Below are 23,121 nucleotides of genomic sequence, written 5' to 3'. Positions count from 1 at the left end.
CGCACCGGCGCCCCGCCGTGGGCGAGGCTGAAACGCCCCCACCCGCGTCCGGCAGAGAGATCCCACACCCATGTCCTGGCTGTCCCGCTTCAGCCTTGCCCAGAGAGCCCTGATCGGCCTCGTGTCGATCGTCGCGCTGCTCTTCGGCGTCATAGCCATCCCGCAGCTCAAGCAGCAGCTGCTGCCCTCCATCGAACTGCCGATGGTCTCCGTGCTCGCGCCGTACCAGGGCGCCTCGCCCGACGTGGTGGAGAAGCAGGTCATCGAGCCCATCGAGGCCACCCTCAAGGGCGTCGACGGCATCACCGGCATCACCTCCACCGCCAGTGAGGGCAACGCCCTCATCCGGGCCACCTTCGACTACGGCGACAGCGGCACCAAGCAGCTCGTCGCCGACGTCCAGCAGGCCGTCAACCGGGCCCGCGTCCGGCTGCCCTCCGAGGTGGACCCGCAGGTGGTCGCCGGCTCCACCGACGACATCCCCACCGTCGTCCTCGCCGTCACCTCGGACAAGGACCAGCAGGCCCTCGCCGACCAGCTGAACAAGTCCGTCGTCCCGGTCCTGGAGGACATCGAGGGCGTCGGCCAGGTCAGCGTCGACGGCGTCCGCGACCTCCAGGTCACCGTCACCCCCGACGAGGCGAAGCTCGCCGCGGCCGGCCTCGACGGGACGAAGCTCGCCGAAGGCCTCAAGGCCGGCGGCGCCACCGTCCCCGCCGGCTCCTTCGACGAGGGCGGCAAGAACCGCACCGTGCGCGTCGGTTCCGGATACACCTCCCTCGCCCAGCTGGAGGACCTCCGGCTGACCCCGGGCCCCGGCAAGCCGGCCGTCCGCCTCGCCGACGTGGCCGCGGTCAAGCAGGAACCCGCCGCCGGCGACTCGATCACCCGCACCAACGGCAAGCCCAGCCTCGCCCTCGTCCTCACCATGGACAAGGACGGCAGCGCCGTCGCCATCTCGGACGCCGTCAAGGACAAGCTCCCCGAGCTGCGCTCCACCCTCGGCTCCGGCGCCGCGCTGACCGTCGTCAGCGACCAGGGCCCGGCGGTCGCCCGGTCCATCTCCGGCCTCACCACCGAGGGCCTCCTCGGCCTGGCCTTCGCGGTCATCGTGATCCTGGTCTTCCTGGCCTCGATCCGCTCGACCCTGGTCACCGCGGTCTCCATCCCGCTGTCCGTGGTCCTCGCCCTGATCGTGCTGTGGACCCGCGACCTGTCGCTCAACATGCTGACGCTGGGCGCGCTCACCATCGCCATCGGCCGCGTCGTCGACGACTCGATCGTGGTCCTGGAGAACATCAAGCGCCACCTCGGCTACGGCGAGGAGCGCGAGACCGCGATCATCACCGCGGTGCGCGAGGTGGCGGGCGCGGTGACCTCGTCCACGCTCACCACCGTCGCCGTCTTCCTGCCGATCGGCCTGGTCGGCGGCATGATCGGCGAGCTGTTCGGTTCCTTCTCGCTCACCGTGACCGCCGCGCTGCTGGCCTCGCTGCTGGTGTCGCTGACGGTCGTCCCGGTGCTGTCGTACTGGTTCCTGCGCGCCCCCAAGGGCGTCTCGTCGGCGGACGCCGAGGGCGCCGCGAAGGCCCGCCGCGAGGCCGAGGAGAAGGAGGCGAAGAGCCGCCTCCAGCGCTTCTACGTCAAGGTCCTGGGCTTCGCCACCCGGCGCCGCCTGACCAGCGTGGCCATCGCGGTCGTCGTCCTGGTCGCCACCTTCGCCATGACCCCGCTGCTGAAGACCAACTTCTTCGACCAGGGCGAGCAGGACGTCCTGACGGTCAAGCAGGAGCTCGCCGCCGGCACCTCGCTGGCCGCCTCCGACGAGGCCGCCCGCAAGGTGGAGAAGGCCCTCGGCTCCGTGGACGGCGTCAAGGACTACCAGGTCACCGTCGGCTCCTCCGGTTTCCTCGCGGCCTTCGGCGGCGGTACGGGCACCAACCAGGCCTCCTACCAGGTCACCCTGAAGGACTCCGGCGACTCCGAGGCCGTCAAGGGCCGCATCCAGGACGCCCTGGCGAAGCTGGACGGCATCGGCGACACCTCCATCTCGGCGGGCGGCGGCTTCGGCAGCCAGAACCTGAGCGTGGTCGTCAAGGCCGGTGACGCGGGCGTCCTGGCCAAGGCCGCCGAGCAGGTCCGCGCCGAGGTGGCCACCCTGAAGGACGTCACCGACGTCCAGAGCGACCTCGCGCAGTCCGTGCCCCGGATCTCGGTCACCGCCACCCCCAAGACCGCCGAAGCCGGTCTGAACCAGGCCGCGCTGGGCGCCGTCGTCGCCCAGGCCGTCCGGGGCAACCCGGTGGCCAAGGCCGTACTGGACGACACCGAGCGGGACATCGTCGTCCGCTCCGCCCACCCGGCCACCACCCTGGCCGAACTGCGGTCCCTGCCGGTCGGCCCGGTCAAGCTCGGTGACATCGCGGAGGTCAAGGAGGTCCCCGGCCCGGTCGCGATGACCCGGATCGACGGCGCCCGCGCCGCCACCATCACCGCCAAGCCCGTCGGCGACAACACCGGCGCGGTCAGCGCCGCGCTCCAGACCAAGATCAAGGCCCTGGACCTGCCGGCCGGCGCCACCGCCGCCATCGGCGGCGTCTCCCAGGACCAGGACAAGGCCTTCGGTTCGCTCGGCCTGGCCATGTTCGCCGCCATCGCCATCGTGTTCATGCTGCTGGTGGCGACCTTCCGCTCGCTGGTCCAGCCGCTGATCCTGCTGGTCTCCATCCCCTTCGCCGCCACCGGCGCGCTGGGCCTGCTGATCGCCACCGGCACCCCGATGGGCGTCCCGGCGATGATCGGCATGCTGATGCTGATCGGCATCGTGGTGACCAACGCGATCGTCCTGATCGACCTGGTCAACCAGTACCGGGCCCAGGGCCTGGGCGTCGTCGAGGCGGTCATCGAGGGTGGCCGCCACCGTCTGCGGCCGATCCTGATGACGGCCCTGGCGACGATCTTCGCCCTGCTCCCGATGGCGCTGGGCGTCACCGGCGAGGGCGGCTTCATCTCGCAGCCGCTCGCGGTCGTGGTGATCGGCGGCCTGGTCAGCTCGACGCTGCTGACCCTGCTGCTGGTGCCGACCCTCTACACGATGGTCGAGCTCCGCAAGGAACGCCGCCGCGCGAAGAAGCGGGCCCGCCTGACGGTGGTCCCGCCCCAGCCGGCGGACGAGACCCCGGTCACGGTCTGACCCCGGCCACGACAAGGGCCCCGGCCCCCGCACCACGCGGGGGCCGGGGCCCTCAGCCGGTCCAGAGCCGGTGGCAGCCGCTCTGGCTCCTGCCGGGGACGTCCGTGCGGAACAAACCCGGGGCCGAAGGGATGGCACCGCGGCCGAGCAGGCGGAGCACCATCTCTTCCTGCCCGAACCAGACCGCCCAGTCAAGGGCCGTCCTGTGCTTCATCACCGCGTTGACGTCCGCCCCGCGGTCCAGCAGCAGGTCCACCGTCTCCGGGTGGCCCTCGTCGCCCGTCGTGGCCGCCAGCACCAGCGGTACGTGGCCCAACCGGCCCTGGGCTCCGGTGCGGGCACCTGCGTCCAGGAGGACCCCGACGACCGCCGTGTGCCCGTGGCGCGCCGCCACGCACAGAGGTGTCGACTCCAGGTACTCACCCACCTGCTGCTCCGGATCGGCGCCCGCTGCGACCAGTCGGCGGACGACATCGGCATGCCCCCGCTCCACTGCCAGGTCCAGCGCCGTTCGCCGGTAACGATCCGGCGCGTCGACCACGGCACCCCGCCCCAGCAGCCGGACCACCTCGACCACGTCGCCGTCGCCCGCCGCCCGCACCAGCCGATCCGCACTGTCCATACCTGGATCATTCCTGGCCCCAGGGCCGGAGGGGCACCGGAGTGGCCCAACGGTCCGATCCACCTGCCGTGGATGGCGCGGGACACACACGAAGGGGCGCCCGGCAGCAGCCGGGCGCCCCTTCGTGCGGGTCACCGTTACGGCAGCGCCAGCATCCGCTCCAGCGCGAGCTTCGCGAAGCTCTCCGTCTCCTTGTCGACCTGGATCTGGTTGACCAGGTTGCCCTCGGCCAGGGACTCCAGGGTCCACACCAGGTGCGGGAGGTCGATGCGGTTCATCGTCGAGCAGAAGCAGACCGTCTTGTCCAGGAAGACGACCTCCTTGTCCTCCGCCGCGAAACGATTCGCCAGACGGCGGACCAGGTTCAGCTCGGTGCCGATGGCCCACTTGGAGCCGGCCGGGGCCGCCTCCAGCGCCTTGATGATGTACTCCGTCGAGCCGACGTAGTCCGCGGCCGCCACGACCTCGTGCTTGCACTCCGGGTGGACCAGCACGTTCACGCCGGGGATGCGGGCGCGCACGTCGTTGACGGAGTCGACCGAGAACCGGCCGTGCACCGAGCAGTGGCCGCGCCACAGGATCATCTTCGCGTTCCGCAGCTGCTCGGCCGTCAGGCCGCCGTTCGGCTTGTGCGGGTTGTAGAGCACGCAGTCGTCCAGGGACATGCCCATGTCGCGGACGGCGGTGTTGCGGCCCAGGTGCTGGTCGGGGAGGAACAGCACCTTCTCGCCCTGCTCGAAGGCCCACTCCAGGGCCTTCTTCGCGTTGGACGACGTACAGATCGTGCCGCCGTGCTTGCCGGTGAAGGCCTTGATGTCGGCGGAGGAGTTCATGTACGAGACGGGGACGGTCGAGGCGGCGACACCGGCCTCGGTCAGCACGTCCCAGCACTCGGCGACCTGCTCGGCGGTGGCCATGTCGGCCATCGAGCAGCCGGCCGCGAGGTCGGGCAGCACGACCTTCTGGTCGTCCGAGGTCAGGATGTCCGCGGACTCGGCCATGAAGTGCACGCCGCAGAAGACGATGTACTCGGCCTCCGGCTTGGCCGCCGCGTCCTTGGCCAGCTTGAAGGAGTCGCCGGTGACGTCGGCGAACTCGATGACCTCGTCGCGCTGGTAGTGGTGGCCGAGGATGAAGACCTTGTCCCCGAGCTTCTCCTTGGCCGCGCGGGCGCGGGCCACCAGGTCCGGGTCGGACGGCGAGGGGAGGTCGCCGGGGCATTCCACCCCGCGCTCGCTCTTGGGGTCGGCCTCGCGGCCGAGCAGCAGCAGGGCAAGGGGCGTCGGCTGGACGTCCAAAGGCTGGGCGGTGGTCACGACACGCACCCTTTCTGTTCTGCGACAAGGGACTTCTGGGGAACTGCGGGAGAGGCGTCTTGGCGACTTCTCGTCTATTTGACGCTATCTATCATAACCGCTTCACGTCACTTTGACGATGCCGATAGTGTCGATGTGACGCATTCGCCCGGCCGGGTGCGGCCCGCTTCACCGGTCCTCTTCACGGGGTCCACCGCTCCGCCCGGGTGTGCGAGCATGAATATCTGAAACAAGGCGCCGGCCCCGGAATGAATCCGCGGTCCCGCTGGTTGCCACCCACGGCAAGAGTCCGACGTTTCCCCAGCCGCCCCGGCGGGGAGCCGCCCACTTCGGGAGTGAATGCAGATGTCCGTACAGGACGACAAGACCACCGTGAGCGACGGCATCCTCCTGTCCGACGCCGCCGCCGAGAAGGTCAGGACCCTGCTGGAGCAGGAAGGCCGCGATGACCTGGCGCTCCGCGTCGCCGTCCAGCCCGGTGGCTGCTCCGGCCTGCGCTACCAGCTCTTCTTCGACGAGCGGTCCCTCGACGGCGACGTCGTCAAGGACTTCGACGGAGTCAAGGTCGTCACCGACCGGATGAGCTCCCCGTACCTGCACGGCGCCTCGATCGACTTCGTCGACACCATCGAGAAGCAGGGCTTCACGATCGACAACCCGAACGCCACCGGCTCCTGCGCCTGCGGCGACTCGTTCAGCTAAACCCGGCTGACCCCGTACGACGAGCACGACGCGTACGAAGAGGGCCTGGGCACCGGTCACAGCGACCGGTGCCCGGGCCCTCGGGCGTTCTGGCTACCGCCTCACTGGCGGGGGAGCGTCTTGCCCGTCGTCGCGTCGACCACCTTCCGGTCGCCGAGCGGCTCGCGGAGCGTGGCCGACACGGTCATCTCCTGCGCCAGCGTGATGCAGGCCTGCCCCGGCTGGTTCGGCTTCTCCGTGACCTTCACCAGCACCGACCCGGCCTCCTCCCGCGCCTCCAGGGCGTACGTGCTGCACACCCCGCCCCAGAAGTTCACCGTCAGCTTCCGGTCGGCCTGCGCGTACGAGAACGCGGGCGCGGTCCTGTCCTGCGGGGGCACCGGGGCGCCGCCGTCCTTGCCCGCCGGGGAGGCCACCGTGCGGCCCGGCGCGCCGTCCTTGCCGGCCACCTCGAACAGCCACGCCGGCACCAGGCCCCGTCCGCCGTCGACCGTCCCCGGGGTCAGCCCGAGCACGGCCCCCCGTACGGTCTCCGTCCGCGGGGGCTTCATCGGACGCGGCTCCGGGTTGCAGGGCAGGGTGTCCGTCGCGCCCGTCGGCGTGTCCGGGGTCAGCGGCACGGAGGTCGCGCAGCCGCTCGGGCCCGGACCCGTACCGTCGCCGCCCTTGCCGGCCGCGTTGAGCCGGGCCAGCGCCTCGTCGGCGCCGACCACCGGCTGCTCACCCGCGCGGACGGGGGCCTTGAGCTCGCCGCTGCCCGCCACCACCTCGGCGCCGGGGCCCACGCTCACGCGCGTGGACCAGCCGGTGGTGGGCAGCCCGCCCACCACCGGGTCGGCGCTCACCACCCGTACGGAACCCTGGAGCAGGCGGGCGTCCTGCCTGGCGTCGCCCTGACCCGCGGCCGCCAGCACCGGGGCCGCGGCCGCCCTGGCCGCCTCCTCGGACACCGGCCCCGCGCCCGCGTCCGCGTCCGACCCGGCGGCCGCGGCCCCCTCGGCGGGACCCTGGGGGAGGGTGGCCGGGCCGCAGGTGTCCTTGCCGCGCACGCAGTCGTCCCCGGCGCCGCCGCCCTTCGGGGCGCCGCCCTGGAAGCGGGAGAAGCTCCAGGTCCCGGGAGCCTTGCGGGTGACCGTGAGCCGGGGCCCCGAACCGTCGGCGGTCTCCCCGGCCTGCCACTGCTCGCCGTTCAGGCGCGGCGCGCCGGAGATCCCCAGGGCCCGGGCGAGCCGGGCCACCTCGTCGGAGGAGACCTCGCCGGACGCCGCGAAGGACGGTGCCCCGCCCGCCGGGGCCGGCGGCAGCTGCCCCTCGGCGCGGTAGGTGACCCCGCCGCCGGACGGATCCGGCTCCCCGGGCGCGATGCCGGGCCCGGACGGGGACCCAGCGGGGCGGGGCGCGGCGGCCGCGCTGTCACTCGTACGGGTTCCGCTGCCCGAGGCGTCTCCGTAGGCCGTGGACGCCCAGTACGCCGTACCACCGCCGGCCAGCAGGACGGCGGCCGCGATCGAGCCGACGGCCCAGGCCGGCCGCCGTCGTGTGGCGCGTGATGTGTCGGGTTGTTCGCTGGTCACCGCATCGCTCCTTCGCGTGTCCCGCCGTACGTGATGCGGGTGTGACGCGGCGGTCGCGAAACCGGTTCCCTCCCGGTGGCCGTCAGTCCCCGTAGGCGGCGGTGGAGGCGATCAGCCGGGCCGAGGCGGGCGGGACGCTGATGCCGTGGATCTGCGAGGGCGTGACGCGGACCGGGCGGGGCTCGTACGGGACGGGCCAGTGCGGCGCCATCCGGGCGCAGTCGCCCAGCAGCCGGGCGAAGCCGGGGCGGGCGCCGGCGGTGGGCTCTGCGTACCCGAAACCATCGGTATAGGTCATGGGGGCACGGTAGGCACGCCAATACGGGCGAAGGAAGTCCTACTACGGGGTAGTTTCGACGGGTCGGCGCACCGGCGTGGACCGGGTAGTTTTGAATGTCCCCTTGCCGTCCTCCGCAGGAGCGTCCACGCCGTGCGCATCGCAGTCACCGGCTCCATCGCCACCGACCACCTCATGACCTTCCCGGGCCGCTTCGCCGACCAGTTCGTCGCGGACCAGCTCCACACGGTCTCCCTCTCCTTCCTCGTCGACAACCTCGACGTACGGCGGGGCGGCGTCGGCCCGAACATCTGCTTCGGCATGGGGCAGCTGGGAAGCCGCCCGATCCTGGTCGGCGCGGCCGGCTCGGACTTCGACGAGTACCGCGCCTGGCTGGACCGCCACGGGGTCGACACCGAGTCGGTGCGGATCTCCGAGGTGCTGCACACCGCGCGCTTCGTCTGCACCACGGACTCCGACCACAACCAGATCGGCTCCTTCTACACGGGCGCGATGAGCGAGGCCCGCCAGATCGAGCTGAAGGCCGTCGCCGACCGGGTGGGCGGGCTGGACCTCGTCCTCATCGGCGCAGACGACCCCGAGGCGATGCTCCGCCACACGGAGGAGTGCCGGACGCGCGGGATCCCCTTCGCCGCCGACTTCTCGCAGCAGATCGCGCGGATGGACGGCGAGAACATCCGCACCCTGATGCAGGGTGCGACGTACCTCTTCTCGAACGAGTACGAGAAGGGGCTCATCGAGTCGAAGTCCGGCTGGACCGACGAGGAGATCCTCGCCGAGGTCGGCACCCGCGTGACCACGCTGGGCGCGCAGGGCGTGCGCATCGAGCGGGCCGGGCAGGAGCCGGTCGTCGTCGGCTGCCCGGAGGAGACCGCGAAGGTCGACCCCACCGGTGTCGGCGACGCGTTCCGCGCGGGGTTCCTGACGGGGCTCGGCTGGGGCGTCGGGCTGGAGCGGGCGGCGCAGCTGGGCTGCATGCTCGCGACGCTGGTCATCGAGACCCTGGGCACCCAGGAGTACACGCTGGCCCGGGCGCACTTCATGGAGCGCTTCACGAAGGCCTACGGCGAGGCGGCGGCCTCCGAGGTCCGCGCCCACCTTCCCGGCTGACCCGGATCCCGCGCGGGGCGGCGGCGGGGACCTCCCCGTCTCCGCCCGGCTGGGCCGGACGGGCGTCAGGCGGTGCGGCGGACCGTGTACGCCGTTCCCGCGGGGCGCGGCGACTCGCCCACGTAGACGTGGCCCCGCATCGCGCACCACGCCGGGATGTCCAGCCGGGCCACCTCGTCGTCCGACAGGACGGTGACGGTGCCGCCCACCGGAACCCGTCCGATGGCGCGGGCGAGCTCGATCACCGGCTGCGGGCAGCGCAGGCCGAGGGCGTCGAGCTCCAGGGAGTCCGCCACGGGGGCGACGGACGCCGGTTCGCCCGCGCCGAGCTTCTCGCGGATCCCGGCCACCGCCCCCGGCAGCACCTCCAGGAATCCGTTGACCTCGTCCGCCGAGGTCCCCGTCGGCAGGGACACCCGTACGTTCCCCTCCGACAGCACTCCCATCGCCCGCAGCACGTGACTGGGGGTCAGGGTGGAGCTGGTGCAGGAGGACCCGGAGGAGACCGAGTACCCGGCGCGGTCCAGCTCGTGGAGCAGGGTCTCGCCGTCCACGTACAGGCAGGAGAAGGTCACCAGGTGCGGGAGCCGGCGCTCGGCGTCGCCCACCACCTCCACGTCCGGCACCAGCCGGGCCACCCGGCGCCGGATCCGGTCGACCAGCACCCGCAGCCGTGCCGCCTCGGCCTCGGCCTCGGCCCGTACCGCCCGCAGGGAGGCGGCCGCCGCGACGATCGCGGGGAGGTTGGCGAAGCCGGGGGAGCGGCCCGACTCCCTTTCGTCGGCGGGGCCTTGAGGTGCGAAGCGGACCCCCTTGCGGACGGCGAGCAGCCCGACCCCGGGCGGCCCGCCCCACTTGTGGGCGCTCGCCGCGAGGAGCGACCAGGCGCCGTCCACCCGGCCCCACCCCAGGGACTGCGCCGCGTCCACGAGCAGCGGCACCCCGGCGGCCGCGCAGACCTCGGCGACCTCCGCCACCGGCTGGACCGTGCCCACCTCGTGGTTGGCCGACTGGAGGCAGGCCAGAGCGGTGCCGGAGCCGAGGGCGGCCGCGTACCCCTCGGGCGAGACGGCGCCGAGGCGGTCGACCGGAACCTCCGTCACCGTGCCCCCGGCCGCCGCGTGCGCGTCCGCCGCGTGCAGTACAGAACTGTGTTCGACCGCCGATACGACCAGCTGACCGCCGACGCGCCGGCGCCCCGCCAGGGCCCCCGCCACCCCCGTGTGAACCGCGTGCGTCCCCGATGGGGTGAACACGAGCTCGTCGGCCCGGCATCCCACGGCATCGGCCGCCGCCTCCCGCGCCGCGTCCAGCAGCAGCCGGGCGCGCCGCCCCTCCCGGTACAGTCGGGCCGGGTCCGCCCAGCCCTCGTCGAGGGCGGCCTGCAGCGCCTGTCGGGCCACGGGGTGCAGCGGGGCGGCGGAGGCGGTGTCGAAGTAGGGCATCCGGCCACGCTAACCGGAGGCCGCGGACGGCCGGGGTCAGGGGCCGTCAGATGTCGTCCGGAGCCCGCCATTCAGGGCCGGATGGCCCGTCCCCCGTACGGCGGATCCATCCCTTCGGGGGCAGTAGCGGCGCGTTGGGCACCCTCCCCGCGCGACCCCAAATAGCGTCCAGTAGGGTTTGGTCCGCATAAACATCCAAACCCCTGCCTGCGTCAGGGCCGGCGACCGACCCGAACACGGCCGCGGCCGGCCGCGCGGGCCGAGACTCTCGGGAAGGCGCTACGTGAGTCCCTACGGCTCCGACCGCTCGCCGCGGCGCCCGATGCGGCGGAAGCTGCTGCAGGCGCTGACTGCGGGCGTGGTCCTGGCGACCGCCACTGGTTGCTCGTACAACTGGCAAGACTTCCCCCGCCTCGGAATGCCCTATCCGGTCACGGAGGAGGCGCCTCGCATCCTGTCCCTGTGGCAGGGGTCGTGGGCTGCCGCTCTCATCACGGGCATCCTGGTGTGGGGCCTGATCATCTGGAGCATCATCTTCCACCGGCGCAGCCGGACGAAGATCGAGGTCCCTGCGCAGACCCGGTACAACATGCCCATCGAGGCGCTGTACACCGTGGTCCCGCTCATCATCGTCTCGGTGCTCTTCTACTTCACCGCGCGTGACGAGTCGAAGCTGCTCGCCCTCACCAAGCCGGCCCACACGATCAACGTGGTCGGCTTCCAGTGGAGCTGGGGCTTCAACTACGTCGAGAACGTCGACGGCGATGCGGCCACCCCGAAGGCGGGCGAGGTCCCCAAGGAGATCGCCTCCATTCCGGACCGCTTCACCAAGGACTTCCCCGCGGGCGCCGAAGGCGTCTACGAGAAGGGCGTCCCCGGCGACCGGAACCCGGAGACCAACAACCCGGGTCCGACCCTCTACCTCCCCAAGGGCGAGAAGGTCCGCTTCATCCTGTCGTCGAACGACGTCATCCACTCCTTCTGGGTGGTGCCCTTCCTGTTCAAGCAGGACGTCATCCCCGGCCACACCAACGTCTTCGAGGTGACTCCTTCGCAGGAGGGCATCTTCATGGGCAAGTGCGCCGAGCTCTGCGGTGTCGACCACTCCCGGATGCTCTTCAACGTGAAGGTCGTCTCGCCGGAGGAGTACCGGGCGCACCTGAAGCTGCTGGCGGAGAAGGGGCAGACCGGCTTCCTCCCGGCCGGCATCAAGCAGACTGACCCGGCCCGGAATGCGGAAGTGAACAAACTGTGAGCATCCTCAACGAATCCCAGGGTGCCGCCGCCGACTCGTATGAGAACGAGCTGCCGGTGCGGCGCAAGCAGCCGGGCAACGTGGTCGTGAAGTGGCTGACCACGACCGACCACAAGACCATCGGCACGATGTACCTGGTCACGTCGTTCGTGTTCTTCATCATCGGCGGGATCATGGCGCTCTTCATGCGCGCCGAGCTGGCCCGTCCGGGCACGCAGATCATGTCGAACGAACAGTTCAACCAGGCCTTCACCATGCATGGCACGATCATGCTGCTGATGTTCGCCACCCCGCTGTTCGCCGGCTTCGCGAACTGGATCATGCCGCTGCAGATCGGCGCGCCCGACGTGGCGTTCCCGCGGCTGAACATGTTCGCGTACTGGCTGTACCTCTTCGGCTCCTCCATCGCGGTGGCCGGCTTCGTCACCCCCTCGGGTGCGGCCGACTTCGGCTGGTTCGCCTACTCCCCGCTGTCGGACGCCGTCCGCTCGCCGGGCATCGGCTCCGACATGTGGATCATGGGTCTGGCCTTCTCGGGCTTCGGCACGATCCTCGGCTCGGTCAACTTCATCACCACGATCATCTGCATGCGCGCTCCCGGCATGACGATGTTCCGCATGCCGATCTTCACCTGGAACGTGCTGCTGACCGGTGTCCTGGTCCTGCTCGCCTTCCCGGTGCTGGCCGCCGCGCTGTTCGCGCTGGAGGCCGACCGCAAGTTCGGTGCGCACGTCTTCGACGCGGCCAACGGCGGCGCCTTGCTGTGGCAACACCTCTTCTGGTTCTTCGGACACCCAGAGGTGTACATCATCGCGCTACCGTTCTTCGGAATCATTTCCGAGGTCATCCCGGTCTTCTCCCGCAAGCCGATGTTCGGTTACATCGGTCTGATCGCGGCGACGATCTCGATCGCCGGCCTCTCGGTGACCGTGTGGGCCCACCACATGTACGTGACCGGCGGCGTGCTCCTGCCGTTCTTCTCGTTCATGACCTTCCTGATCGCGGTACCGACCGGTGTGAAGTTCTTCAACTGGATCGGCACCATGTGGAAGGGCTCGCTGTCCTTCGAGACCCCGATGCTCTGGGCCATCGGCTTCCTGATCACCTTCACCTTCGGTGGTCTGACCGGTGTCATCCTGGCCTCGCCCCCGATGGACTTCCACGTCTCCGACTCGTACTTCGTCGTCGCGCACTTCCACTACGTCATCTTCGGCACCGTGGTCTTCGCGATGTTCTCCGGCTTCCACTTCTGGTGGCCGAAGTTCACGGGCAAGATGCTGGACGAGCGCCTCGGCAAGATCACCTTCTGGACGCTGTTCGTCGGCTTCCACGGCACCTTCCTGGTGCAGCACTGGCTGGGTGTCGAGGGCATGCCGCGTCGTTACGCGGACTACCTCGCCGCCGACGGCTTCACGACGCTGAACACGATCTCCACGATCAGCTCGTTCCTGCTCGGCCTGTCGATGCTGCCCTTCATGTACAACGTCTGGAAGACGGCGAAGTACGGGAAGAAGATCGAGGTCGACGACCCGTGGGGCTACGGCCGTTCGCTGGAGTGGGCGACCTCCTGCCCGCCGCCGCGGCACAACTTCCTCACCCTGCCGCGGATCCGTTCCGAATCCCCGGCGTTCGACCTGCACCACCCGGAGATCGCGGCCCTCGACCACCTCGAGGACCACAGCGCCGGCACCAAGGCCGTCACCGGTGGCAAGGAGGCCGGCAAGTGAAGATCCAGGGCAAGATGTTCCTCTGGCTCGCCGCCTTCATCCTGATCATGACCGTCGTGTACGGCGTCTGGTCGAAGGAGCCGGTCGGCACCACCGCTCTCGCGCTGGCCTTCGGCCTGAGCGCCATGATCGGCTACTACCTGGCCTTCACGGCCAAGCGCGTGGACGAGATGGCCCAGGACAACCTGGAGGCCGAGGTCGCCGACGAGGCGGGCGAGCTGGGGTTCTTCTCCCCGCACAGCTGGCAGCCGCTCTCGCTGGCCGTCGGTGGCGCCTTCGCCTTCATGGGCGTCATCTTCGGCTGGTGGCTGATGTACTTCTCGGCGCCGCTGATCCTGATCGGTCTGTGGGGCTGGGTGTACGAGTACTACCGCGGTGAGAACGCGAACCAGTAGGTCGCGGCCGTACAGCAGGACCTGAGGGGCCCGGACACCTTTTCGGAGGAGTCCGGGCCCTTCGTTTGCCTCGTTTGCAGTCACCCCGCGCGCCGTATTTGTCATATCTTCATAGCGTTGGCCCCATGAACCACTCACCGCGTCTTTGGACGGTACTCAGCTGCTCGGTGCTGGTCGCGTCCCTCGGGGCCGGCGCCACCGCATGCGGGTCCGGCGAGAAGAACCCGCTGTCTGTCCGCCCGTACGACGCGGGCGAGCACGTCGCCTTCAACCAGGCCACCGGCGGACGCCCCGCCGACCCCGACAAGCCGCTGGAAGTCACCGTCAAGGGCACGACGGCGCGCATCACCGACGTGATGGCCGTGGACACCCACGGACGGCGTCTGGCGGGCGAACTCTCCGCCAAGGGCGACCGCTGGCACAGCACCGTCCCCATGGCCGCGGGCGTGCGCTACACGGTCACCGTGAGCACGGAGGACGAACGCGGCGCTCCAGGGCAGCGCACGCTGGCTTTCGACACCACCCCGGCCAAGAAGGTCCTCAAGGTCGAATTCGGCCCGGACGAGGGCAAGTACGGCGTCGGACAGCCCATCACGGCCGAACTCAACGAGCCGGTCAAGGACAAGGCCGCCCGCGCCATCATCGAACGGGCCCTGGTCGTCGACACGCCGGACAAGGTCGAGGGCGCCTGGTACTGGGTGGACGACAAGAACCTGCACTACCGCCCGAAGGAGTACTGGCCCGCCAACTCCACCGTCTCCGTGCAGAGCAACCTGGAGGGCGTCAAGATCTCCGACGAGCTCCACGGAGCCGCCTCCAAGCCGCTGAAGCTGGAGATCGGGGACCGGGTCGAGGTCACCACGGACGCCTCCTCGCACTACCTCACGTTCAAGCGCAACGGAGAAGTGATCAACACCATTCCGGTGACCACCGGAAAGCCCGGCTTCTCCACCCGCAACGGGGTCAAGGTGGTCCTGGGCAAGCAGTACTTCGTCCAGATGCGCGGCGACACCGTCGGCATCGGCGGCAGCGAGTACTACAACCTGCCCGTCTACTACGCCACCCGCGTGACGTGGAGCGGCGAGTACGTCCACGCCGCGCCGTGGTCGGTCGGCTCCCAGGGCTACGAGAACGTCAGCCACGGGTGCACCGGCATGAGCACCGGCAACGCCGCCTGGTTCTACGAGAACATCACCGAGGGCGACATCGTCCGTGTGATCAACAGCATCGGCGACGACATGGACACCTTCGGGAACGGCTACGGCGACTGGAACATGGACTGGAAGGACTGGCGCGAGGGCAGCGCCCTCCTGAAGGGCACCCAGGAAGGCCGCAACCCCATGGACCAGGCCCGCCTGCGGCCCCAGGTCTAGCGAGCCCGGCAACGCCCCCTCCGCAGCCCCCAGGGTCGGCTGAGCCGAAGGGGCCGCGTCGGCGAAGGCGGGCGAGCGCCCGGAGGGATTCGCGAGGAACGAGCGAATCCTGAGGACGCACGCCCGCCTGGAGCCGACATCGGCGGCCCCGGAGGCGAAGCCGACCCGAAAGAGGATCGCTCAGGCGGCGCTGGAGGCCAGGCGGGCCCGCAGGACGCGCGCGAGGGCCTCCGGGAACTCGACCGGGTCCACCGGAAGGGTGACGGCGGCGTCCGCGCGGCTCCAGGTGGCCAGCCAGGCGTCCTGGGGGCGCCCCATCAGCAGCAGCACCGGGGGACACCGGAAGATCTCGTCCTTGATCTGCCGGCACACGCCCATGCCCCCGGCGGGAACGGCCTCCCCGTCCAGCACGCAGGCGTCGATGCCGCCCGCGTCCAGCTCCTTGAGGACCGCCGGAAGCGTCGCGCACTCCAGGAACTCCACCGGCGGCAGGTCGGCCGCCGGCCTGCGCCCGGCCGCCAGCCGCACCTGCTCCCGGGTGCCCGCGTCGTCGCTGTAGACCAGAACCCGTGCAGTCGCCCGCATTTCGTTCCTCCACGTGTCACGTGAATCACGTTGATGTTGCGCGGGATGCTACTCCGTCCGACCGGTCGTCAACATCGGTTCCGGCAGCCTCGCGCAAGACGCCGGGAGGGGGATCTGATGGGCCGTTCGGGCCTTGCACACGCCCCTGACACTCCGAACGGCACCCCCCGGGGTGAGGGCGGGATAAGCGACCGACATAATGTCGGTCGTGGCGACAGCAACGACAGTAGATACCGGGCACGCGCACCCGACGGTCAACCGGCCGAACCTCGTCAGCGTCGGAACCATCATCTGGTTGAGTTCCGAGCTGATGTTCTTCGCGGCCCTCTTCGCGATGTACTTCACCCTGCGATCCGTGACAGGCGCCGAGTACTGGACAGAACAGGCTTCGGCCTTGAATCTGCCCTTCTCGGCGACGAACACAACGATCCTGGTGCTCTCCTCGCTCACCTGCCAGCTCGGCGTATTCGCCGCCGAGCGCGGTGACGTGAAGAAGCTCCGGACGTGGTTCATCATCACGTTCGTCATGGGTGCGATCTTCATTGGCGGCCAGGTGTTCGAGTACACCGAGCTGGTCAAGCACGAGGGCTTGTCTCTCTCGTCAGGCCCGTACGGCTCGGTCTTCTACCTGACCACCGGCTTCCACGGTCTGCACGTGACGGGCGGTCTCATCGCCTTCCTGCTGGTCCTCGGCCGGACGTACGCGGCCAAGAGGTTCACCCACGAACAGGCCACGTCGGCCATCGTCGTGTCCTACTACTGGCACTTCGTCGATGTCGTCTGGATCGGCCTCTTCGCCACGATCTACCTGATCAAGTAGCGAACACGTCGCCGGGCACCGCCCCGGCACTCCATCCAGAAACACCGACGCAGAAGATCCTGACACCGGGGTAATCCGTGAAAAAGCTCTCCGCACGACGACGCCATCCGCTGGCGGCGGTCGTCGTTCTACTCTTCGCGCTGGCGGTCACTGGGGGGCTGTACGCCGCCTTCGCGCCCGCTGGCAAGGCGCAGGCCGATGAAACCGCCCAGTCCCTCGCCATCGAGGAGGGCAAGAAGCTCTACGCCGTGGGTTGCGCAAGCTGCCACGGAACCGGCGGTCAGGGTTCCACTGACGGCCCCAGCCTGGTCGGCGTCGGCTCCGCGGCCGTCGACTTCCAGGTGAGCACGGGCCGCATGCCCGCCCAGCAGCCCGGCGCCCAGGTGCCGAGGAAGCCGGTCATCTACTCCCAGGCCCAGATCGACCAGCTCGCCGCGTACGTCGCGTCGCTCGGTGCCGGCCCGATCACGCCCACCGAGAAGCAGTACGACCCGGCCGGTGCCGACATCGCCAACGGTGGTGTGCTCTTCCGCAACAACTGCGCGCAGTGCCACAACTTCACCGGCGAGGGCGGCGCCCTGACGCTCGGCAAGTACGCCCCGAACCTGGACGGCGTCGAGCCGAAGCACATCTACGAGGCCATGCTCACCGGCCCGCAGAACATGCCCTCCTTCCCCGACAGCACCATGCCGGAGAAGCAGAAGAAGGACATCATCGCGTACCTCCAGAACGTCAACGGCGAGAAGTCGACCAGCCCCGGTGGCCTCAAGCTCGGCGGCCTCGGCCCCGTCTCCGAGGGTCTGTTCGGCTGGATCTTCGGTCTGGGTGCGCTGATCGCTGTCGCCGTCTGGGTCGCGGCCCACACCGCTAAGGCCAAGAAGTCATGAGTAGCCAAGACATTCCCGAAGAGAAGCACCTGCCGAGTGAGCAGGGCGACGCGCACCACGGTGGCGTAGCGGTCGCGGACGACCCGTTCGCAGACCCGGGCCTTCCGGTCCACAAGCCGCGCATCCAGGACATCGACGAGCGGGCCGCCAAGCGGTCCGAGCGTACGGTCGCGATGCTGTTCACGCTGTCGATGCTGGCCACGATCGGCTTCATCGTCTCGTACGTGACCCTCCCGGTCGACAAGATCGTCTTCATCTTCCCGATCGGGAAGGTGAGCGCGCTGAACTTCGCGCTCGGTCTGACCCTGGGCACGGCCCTCTTCTGCATCGGCGCGGGCGCGGTCCACTGGGCCCGCACCCTGATGTCCGACGTCGAGGTCGCCGACGACCGCCACGAGATCGCGGCGCCGGCGGAGGTCAAGGCGAAGGTCCTCCAGGACTTCGCCGACGGTGCGAACGAGTCGGGCATCGCCCGCCGCCCGCTGATCCGCAACACGATGCTCGGCGCGATGGCCATGGTGCCGCTCGCCGGCGTCATGCTGCTGCGCGACCTGGGCCCGCTGCCCGAGGTCAAGCTGCGCAAGACCGTGTGGGCCAAGGGCAAGCTGCTGATCAACGACAACACGAACGAGCCGCTGCGTCCCGAGGACGTGCTCGTCGGGTCGCTGACCTTCGCCCGGCCGGAAGGCCTGGAGGAGGAGCAGCACGACTTCCAGACGCAGATCGCCAAGGCCGCCCTGATGATCGTCCGCATCAAGCCGGAGGACATCAAGGACAAGCAGGAGCTGGAGTGGTCCCACGAGGGCATCGTGGCCTACTCCAAGATCTGCACCCACGTCGGCTGCCCGATCAGCCTGTACGAGCAGCAGACGCACCACGTGCTCTGCCCGTGCCACCAGTCCACCTTCGACCTTTCCGACGGCGCCCGAGTCATCTTCGGCCCGGCCGGTCACGCGCTTCCGCAGCTGCGGATCGGCGTGAATGACGAAGGCTTCCTCGAAGCGCACGGCGACTTCGAAGAGCCCGTCGGTCCTGCTTTCTGGGAGCGCGGATGAGCACTGCCACCGAATCCACCACGGCGCGCAAAGCGCCGGCCGGCGAGCGCGTAGCCGACTGGGCGGACGGCCGCCTGGGCATCTACAGCCTGGCCAAGTCCAACATGCGCAAGATCTTCCCGGACCACTGGTCCTTCATGCTGGGTGAGATCTGCCTCTACAGCTTCATCATCATCATCCTCACGGGTGTGTACCTGACGCTGTTCTTCCACCCGAGCATGAACGAGGTCGTGTACCACGGCTCGTACGTGCCGATGCAGGGTGTCCAGATGTCCGAGGCCTTCGCCTCGACCCTGGACATCAGCTTCGACGTCCGCGGCGGTCTGCTCATCCGGCAGATCCACCACTGGGCGGCGCTGATCTTCGTCGCGGCCATGCTCGTGCACATGATGCGCGTGTTCTTCACGGGTGCCTTCCGCAAGCCGCGCGAGGTCAACTGGGTCTTCGGCTTCCTGCTGCTGGTCCTCGGCATGTTCACCGGTTTCACCGGTTACTCCCTGCCGGACGACCTGCTCTCGGGTACCGGTGTCCGCTTCATGGAGGGCGCGATCCTGTCCGTGCCGGTCGTCGGCACGTACCTGTCGTTCTTCCTCTTCGGCGGCGAGTTCCCCGGCGGCGACTTCGTCGCCCGGTTCTACTCGATCCACATCCTGCTGCTGCCCGGCATCATGATGGGCCTGCTGGTGGCCCACCTGATCCTGGTCTTCTACCACAAGCACACCCAGTTCGCGGGTCCCGGCAAGACGAACAACAACGTCGTCGGCATGCCGCTGCTGCCGGTCTACATGGCCAAGGCCGGAGGCTTCTTCTTCCTGGTCTTCGGTGTGATCGCGGCCATCGCGGCGCTCGCGTCGATCAACCCGATCTGGGCGCTCGGCCCGTACCGCCCGGACCACGTGTCCACCGGTGCGCAGCCCGACTGGTACATGGGCTTCTCCGAGGGCCTCATCCGTGCCATGCCGGGCTGGGAGATCAACCTCTGGGGCCACACGCTGGTCCTGGGCGTGTTCGTCCCGCTGGTGATCTTCCCGCTGGTCCTCGCCACGATCGCGGTGTACCCGTTCATCGAGGCCTGGGTCACCAAGGACAACAACGAGCACCACATCCTGGACCGCCCGCGCAACGTCCCGACCCGTACGGCCTTCGGCGTCGCCTGGCTCACCTGGTACGTGATCCTGCTGATCGCCGGTGGCAACGACATGTTCGCGCAGTACTTCCACCTGTCGATCAACTCGATCACGTGGTTCGCGCGGATCGGCTTCTTCGTGGGCCCGGTCATCGCCTTCGTGATCACCAAGCGGATCTGCCTCGGCCTCCAGCGCCGGGACCACGACAAGGTGCTGCACGGTCGCGAGACCGGCATCATCAAGCGCCTGCCGCACGGTGAGTTCGTCGAGATCCACGAGCCGCTCCCGCAGGGCAAGCTGCACACCCTCACCTCGCACACGCAGTACGAGCCGATCGAGATCGGCCCGACGGTCGACGAGAACGGCGTCGAGCGCAAGGTGAAGGCCGGCGAGAAGCTCCGCGCGAAGCTCAGCAAGGGCTTCTACGGGGAGAACACCCAGATTCCGAAGCCCACGGCGGAGGAGTACAAGGAGATCCAGAGCGGCCACGGCCACCACTGATCTCCGGTATGACAGCTTGAGGGATCGGTTTCGGCCAATCCTGGTGTCGCCACGGTGAGAGCCCCGTCCAGTGTCTGGACGGGGCTCTTCGCCGTCTCCGGGGCTGGATAGGCTGAGATCCTTCCCCATTCGACGTGGAACTTTTCCGAGCAGCAGGAGCGGACCATGAACGTTGTGACCCCGGCAGGCGGCGACAGCGTGGCGGCCCGTGGCTGGCCGGGCCTCCTCGACGCCCTCCTGACCGGCCAGGACCTCGGTGCGGACGACACCGCCTGGGCGATGGACCGGATCATGCGGGGCGAGGCCACGGACGCGCAGATCGCCGGTTTCATGGTGGCCCTGCGGGCCAAGGGGGAGACCGTCGCGGAGATCAACGGCATGGTGCGTGCCATGTACGATCACGCCAATCTGATCGAGGTCCCGGGCCGGACGGTGGACATCGTCGGCACGGGCGGGGACGGCGCCAAGACCGTCAACATCTCCACGATGTCGGCCCTCGTGGTGGCCGGAACCGGCGCGAAGGTGGTCAAGCACGGCAACCGGGCGGCGTCCTCCGCGAGCGGCTCCTCGGACGTGCTGGAGAAGCTCGGCGTCAACCTGAACCTCGCCCCGGCCCGGGTGGTGGAGGTCGCCGAGGAGGCGGGCATCACCTTCTGCTTCGCGGTGAAGTTCCACCCCGCGCTGCGGCACGTGGCGGCGGCCCGCAAGGAGCTGGGCATCCGCACCACCTTCAACTTCCTCGGCCCGCTGACCAACCCGGCGAAGGTCCGCGCACAGGCCACGGGCGTGGCCGACGCCCGGGTCGCCCCCATCGTGGCCGGGGTGCTCGCGGAGCGAGGCTCCTCGGCACTGGTCTTCCGGGGCGACGACGGCATGGACGAACTCACCACGACGGCCACCTCCCGGGTGTGGTGGGTCCGCGACGGCGCGGTCACCGAGCATGCGTTCGACCCGCGTGACATCGGGATCCCCATCGTGGACGTCTCCGCCCTCCGCGGCGAGGACCCCTCCTACAACGCGGACGTCGCCCGCCGGCTGCTGGCCGGCGAGACGGGCCCCGTGCGCGAGGCCGTCCTGCTGAACTCGGCGGCGGCCCTGGTGGCGCTGGACCCGGGCAGCGGGTCCCTGGAGGAGCAGCTGTCGGCCGGCATCGCGCGGGCGGCCGAGTCCATCGACTCGGGCGCGGCCCGCGCGGCCCTGGAGCGCTGGGCGGCCGCCAGCAACGCGTAGCCGCCCCCTGCACGGCACCCCCGGCGGCCGGAGGCCGGCGCAGCCGGGCGAAGCCCGGGAGGCCGCCAGCGGCCGAGCGGTGCGAGCGCGGCGTTCGGAAGGAGACCCCGGTCCACGATGTGGACCGGGGTCTTGCGCATGGAGGATCTTGTGGCAGGATGCTGACCAGGTCACGAGTGACAGCGTTTAGGCCCCGGCTTGCTGTCCGGCAACCCTCCTTCCGTGGCGGGGTGCCCCGGGTGATGACCAGGTCGTAGGCAGTGAGGTCTACGGCAAGCGCGGATCCCTCGATACCAGGGGTCCTGGGTCTTCGAGGAGCTTTTTCCGTGAGCAAGCGAATGCGATAGGGCGACTCCGCCCCTTCTTCACCCCCTCGGATCAGGGTCGCTCGGGCGTACCCCCACGTCCTTCCGAGGTCCTTCCCGTACCCCTGTGTCCGGCCGGCGCCGTCGCGCCCCGCCGTACCCGCGTACGGGCACACCGAAGCCATTCAGCCCTGCCTGCCGGGAGACACCGCCATGTCCGCATTCCTGAACTCCGCCGCCACCGCCACCGATGTCGCCGTCGACCCCGCCTGTGCCCAGCCGCTGCCGGTGCTCGGCCGCGACGTCACCGTCCCGCTCGTCACCGGTGGCGAGGTCACCTACGCCGCCCTCGACTACGCGGCCAGCGCCCCCGCGCTCCAGCGGGTCTGGGACGACGTGGCCGCGTACGCCCCGTACTACGGCAGCGTCCACCGCGGGGCCGGGTACCTCTCGCAGCTCTCCACCGACCTGTTCGAGCAGAGCCGCGTCACCGTCGCGGAGTTCCTGGACTGCCGCCCCGGCGACCAGGTGGTCTTCACCCGGTCGACCACCGACTCCCTGAACCTGCTCGCCGCCGCCCTCCCGGCCGACTGCCAGGTCTTCGTCTTCGAGACCGAGCACCACGCCTCGCTGCTGCCGTGGACGAACGCCCGGGTCACCTACCTCAACGCCCCGCGCACCCCGGCCCAGGCCGTCGCCACCCTGGAGCGGGCACTGGCCGACCGCGAGCCCTACGGCCCGGCCCTGGTCTGCGTCACCGGCGCCTCCAACGTCACCGGTGAGCTGTGGCCCGTCAAGGAACTGGCCGCCGCCGCGCACGTCCACGGAGCGCGGATCGTCCTGGACGCCGCCCAGCTGGCACCGCACCACCCCGTGTCCGTCCGGGAGCTGGACGTGGACTGGGTCGCCTTCTCCGGCCACAAGCTCTACGCCCCCTTCGGCTCGGGCGTCCTCGCCGGCCGCGCCGACTGGCTCCAGGAGGCCGAGCCGTACCTGGCCGGCGGCGGCGCCTCCCGCAAGGTGGCCCGCCGCGAGGACGGCGGCGTCGACGTCGAATGGCACACCACCGCCGCCCGCCACGAGGCAGGCTCCCCGAACGTCATCGGCGTCTACTCCATCGCCTCGGCCTGCCGCGCCCTGAAGGAGGCCGGGTTCGAGAACCTGGTCGCCCGCGAGAACCACCTCATCGCCAAGGTCCGCGAGGGACTGGCGGACGTCCCCGCCGTGCGCGTGCTCTCCCTCTTCGGGGACGACGCCCCGCGCGTCGGCGTCATCTCCTTCGTGGTGGACGGCTGGAACAGCTCCCACTTCGCCGCCGCGCTGTCGGCGGAGTACGGGATCGGCGTGCGCGACGGCCTCTTCTGCGCCCACCCGCTGGTCCGCACCCTCCTCGGCAGCGAGCCGCAGGAGCCGGGCGAGTGCGGGGCCCCGGAGGCCGCACCGGGCGAGCGCTCGCTCAACGCGATCCGGGTCTCCTTCGGCGCGGGCACCCCCGACGAGCACGTCGAGCGGTTCGTCCGGGCCGTCGGCGAACTGGTCGCGGACGGCGCCAAGTGGCAGTACCGCACGGAAGAGGGCCGCTGCGTTCCGGCCGTCTGAGC

19 protein-coding genes and 1 riboswitch are annotated in these 23,121 nt (G+C 70.0%); of the genes, 13 read left to right on the top strand and 6 right to left on the bottom strand.

Annotated features, from left to right (window positions below):
* Positions 1-70 precede the first annotated feature (70 nt).
* Positions 71-3,193, top strand: coding sequence for an efflux RND transporter permease subunit (locus ABZW32_RS16200; RefSeq protein WP_356216043.1), 3,123 nt, complete (start codon positions 71-73; stop codon positions 3,191-3,193).
* A gap of 52 nt (positions 3,194-3,245) precedes the next feature.
* On the opposite strand, the gene ABZW32_RS16195 is transcribed toward ABZW32_RS16200, so the two are convergent.
* Together ABZW32_RS16195 and nadA are read right to left on the bottom strand one after the other, a co-directional pair.
* Complete coding sequence (locus tag ABZW32_RS16195) at positions 3,246-3,815, bottom strand: ankyrin repeat domain-containing protein (protein WP_356216040.1); 570 nt, start codon at positions 3,813-3,815, stop codon at positions 3,246-3,248.
* A 137-nt stretch (positions 3,816-3,952) separates the two neighbouring features.
* The gene (nadA, locus tag ABZW32_RS16190) at positions 3,953-5,140 is read right to left on the bottom strand and encodes a quinolinate synthase NadA (RefSeq protein ID WP_356216037.1); all 1,188 of its coding nucleotides are present in this window, start codon (positions 5,138-5,140) and stop codon (positions 3,953-3,955) included.
* A gap of 336 nt (positions 5,141-5,476) precedes the next feature.
* Between nadA and erpA the strand changes: the two genes are divergently transcribed.
* Positions 5,477-5,833, top strand: a complete 357-nt coding sequence (erpA, locus tag ABZW32_RS16185) for an iron-sulfur cluster insertion protein ErpA (RefSeq protein WP_030010511.1) — start codon at positions 5,477-5,479, stop codon at positions 5,831-5,833.
* A gap of 101 nt (positions 5,834-5,934) precedes the next feature.
* Here the strand turns inward: erpA and ABZW32_RS16180 are convergent, their stop codons facing one another.
* Together ABZW32_RS16180 and ABZW32_RS16175 are read right to left on the bottom strand one after the other, a co-directional pair.
* On the bottom strand, positions 5,935-7,407 hold the full coding sequence (locus ABZW32_RS16180) for a hypothetical protein (RefSeq protein ID WP_356216034.1): 1,473 nt from the start codon (positions 7,405-7,407) through the stop codon (positions 5,935-5,937).
* Positions 7,408-7,489: 82 nt separating this feature from the next.
* Entirely contained in the window at positions 7,490-7,705 is a 216-nt protein-coding gene (locus ABZW32_RS16175; protein WP_356216032.1) for a hypothetical protein, read from the bottom strand.
* 132 nt (positions 7,706-7,837) lie between these two features.
* On the opposite strand from ABZW32_RS16175, the gene ABZW32_RS16170 reads away from it, so the two are divergent.
* Positions 7,838-8,815 carry a carbohydrate kinase family protein gene (locus ABZW32_RS16170; RefSeq protein WP_356216030.1) on the top strand — a complete coding sequence of 326 codons (978 nt, stop codon included), beginning with the start codon at positions 7,838-7,840 and terminating at the stop codon, positions 8,813-8,815.
* 65 nt (positions 8,816-8,880) lie between these two features.
* Here ABZW32_RS16170 and ABZW32_RS16165 read toward each other — a convergent pair whose 3' ends face one another.
* Positions 8,881-10,260: an aminotransferase class V-fold PLP-dependent enzyme gene (locus tag ABZW32_RS16165; protein WP_356216027.1), complete on the bottom strand. Its 1,380-nt coding sequence runs from the start codon at positions 10,258-10,260 to the stop codon at positions 8,881-8,883.
* A 283-nt stretch (positions 10,261-10,543) separates the two neighbouring features.
* On the opposite strand from ABZW32_RS16165, the gene coxB reads away from it, so the two are divergent.
* The 4 genes from coxB (at position 10,544) to ABZW32_RS16145 (ending at position 15,010) form a co-directional block, all read left to right on the top strand.
* A complete protein-coding gene (gene coxB, locus ABZW32_RS16160; RefSeq protein WP_356216024.1) occupies positions 10,544-11,515 on the top strand; it encodes a cytochrome c oxidase subunit II in 972 nt (323 codons plus the stop codon).
* Positions 11,512-13,242, top strand: a complete 1,731-nt coding sequence (gene ctaD, locus ABZW32_RS16155) for a cytochrome c oxidase subunit I (protein ID WP_356216021.1) — start codon at positions 11,512-11,514, stop codon at positions 13,240-13,242. Before coxB ends, ctaD begins: the two co-directional genes overlap by 4 nt.
* On the top strand, positions 13,239-13,637 hold the full coding sequence (locus tag ABZW32_RS16150; protein WP_030233183.1) for a cytochrome c oxidase subunit 4: 399 nt from the start codon (positions 13,239-13,241) through the stop codon (positions 13,635-13,637). Before ctaD ends, ABZW32_RS16150 begins: the two co-directional genes overlap by 4 nt.
* A gap of 125 nt (positions 13,638-13,762) precedes the next feature.
* Positions 13,763-15,010 (top strand): Ig-like domain-containing protein, encoded by a 1,248-nt coding sequence (locus ABZW32_RS16145; protein ID WP_356216018.1) that lies wholly within the window; start codon positions 13,763-13,765, stop codon positions 15,008-15,010.
* A 180-nt stretch (positions 15,011-15,190) separates the two neighbouring features.
* On the opposite strand, the gene ABZW32_RS16140 is transcribed toward ABZW32_RS16145, so the two are convergent.
* Positions 15,191-15,595, bottom strand: coding sequence for a hypothetical protein (locus tag ABZW32_RS16140; protein ID WP_285522752.1), 405 nt, complete (start codon positions 15,593-15,595; stop codon positions 15,191-15,193).
* 199 nt (positions 15,596-15,794) lie between these two features.
* Here ABZW32_RS16140 and ABZW32_RS16135 point away from each other — a divergent pair, with 199 nt between their 5' ends.
* From ABZW32_RS16135 to ABZW32_RS16110, 6 genes are all read left to right on the top strand, one after another.
* The gene (locus ABZW32_RS16135; RefSeq protein WP_030233195.1) at positions 15,795-16,415 is read left to right on the top strand and encodes a heme-copper oxidase subunit III; all 621 of its coding nucleotides are present in this window, start codon (positions 15,795-15,797) and stop codon (positions 16,413-16,415) included.
* A 77-nt stretch (positions 16,416-16,492) separates the two neighbouring features.
* Positions 16,493-17,302 (top strand): c-type cytochrome, encoded by an 810-nt coding sequence (locus tag ABZW32_RS16130; protein WP_356216014.1) that lies wholly within the window; start codon positions 16,493-16,495, stop codon positions 17,300-17,302.
* Positions 17,299-18,357, top strand: a complete 1,059-nt coding sequence (locus ABZW32_RS16125; RefSeq protein WP_356216011.1) for a Rieske 2Fe-2S domain-containing protein — start codon at positions 17,299-17,301, stop codon at positions 18,355-18,357. The genes ABZW32_RS16130 and ABZW32_RS16125 overlap by 4 nt, the downstream gene beginning before the upstream one ends.
* Entirely contained in the window at positions 18,354-19,985 is a 1,632-nt protein-coding gene (locus ABZW32_RS16120; RefSeq protein ID WP_356216008.1) for a cytochrome bc complex cytochrome b subunit, read from the top strand. The genes ABZW32_RS16125 and ABZW32_RS16120 overlap by 4 nt, the downstream gene beginning before the upstream one ends.
* A 165-nt stretch (positions 19,986-20,150) precedes the next feature.
* Entirely contained in the window at positions 20,151-21,215 is a 1,065-nt protein-coding gene (gene trpD / locus ABZW32_RS16115; RefSeq protein WP_356216005.1) for an anthranilate phosphoribosyltransferase, read from the top strand.
* Positions 21,216-21,383: 168 nt separating this feature from the next.
* Positions 21,384-21,500, top strand: a riboswitch (SAM riboswitch).
* A gap of 233 nt (positions 21,501-21,733) precedes the next feature.
* The gene (locus tag ABZW32_RS16110) at positions 21,734-23,119 is read left to right on the top strand and encodes an aminotransferase class V-fold PLP-dependent enzyme (protein WP_356216002.1); all 1,386 of its coding nucleotides are present in this window, start codon (positions 21,734-21,736) and stop codon (positions 23,117-23,119) included.
* Positions 23,120-23,121: the final 2 nt, after the last annotated feature.

Source organism: Streptomyces sp. NPDC004667 (genome assembly GCF_040609475.1).
GTDB lineage: Bacteria > Actinomycetota > Actinomycetes > Streptomycetales > Streptomycetaceae > Streptomyces.
This window is presented reverse-complemented; position numbering and strand designations above follow the sequence as displayed.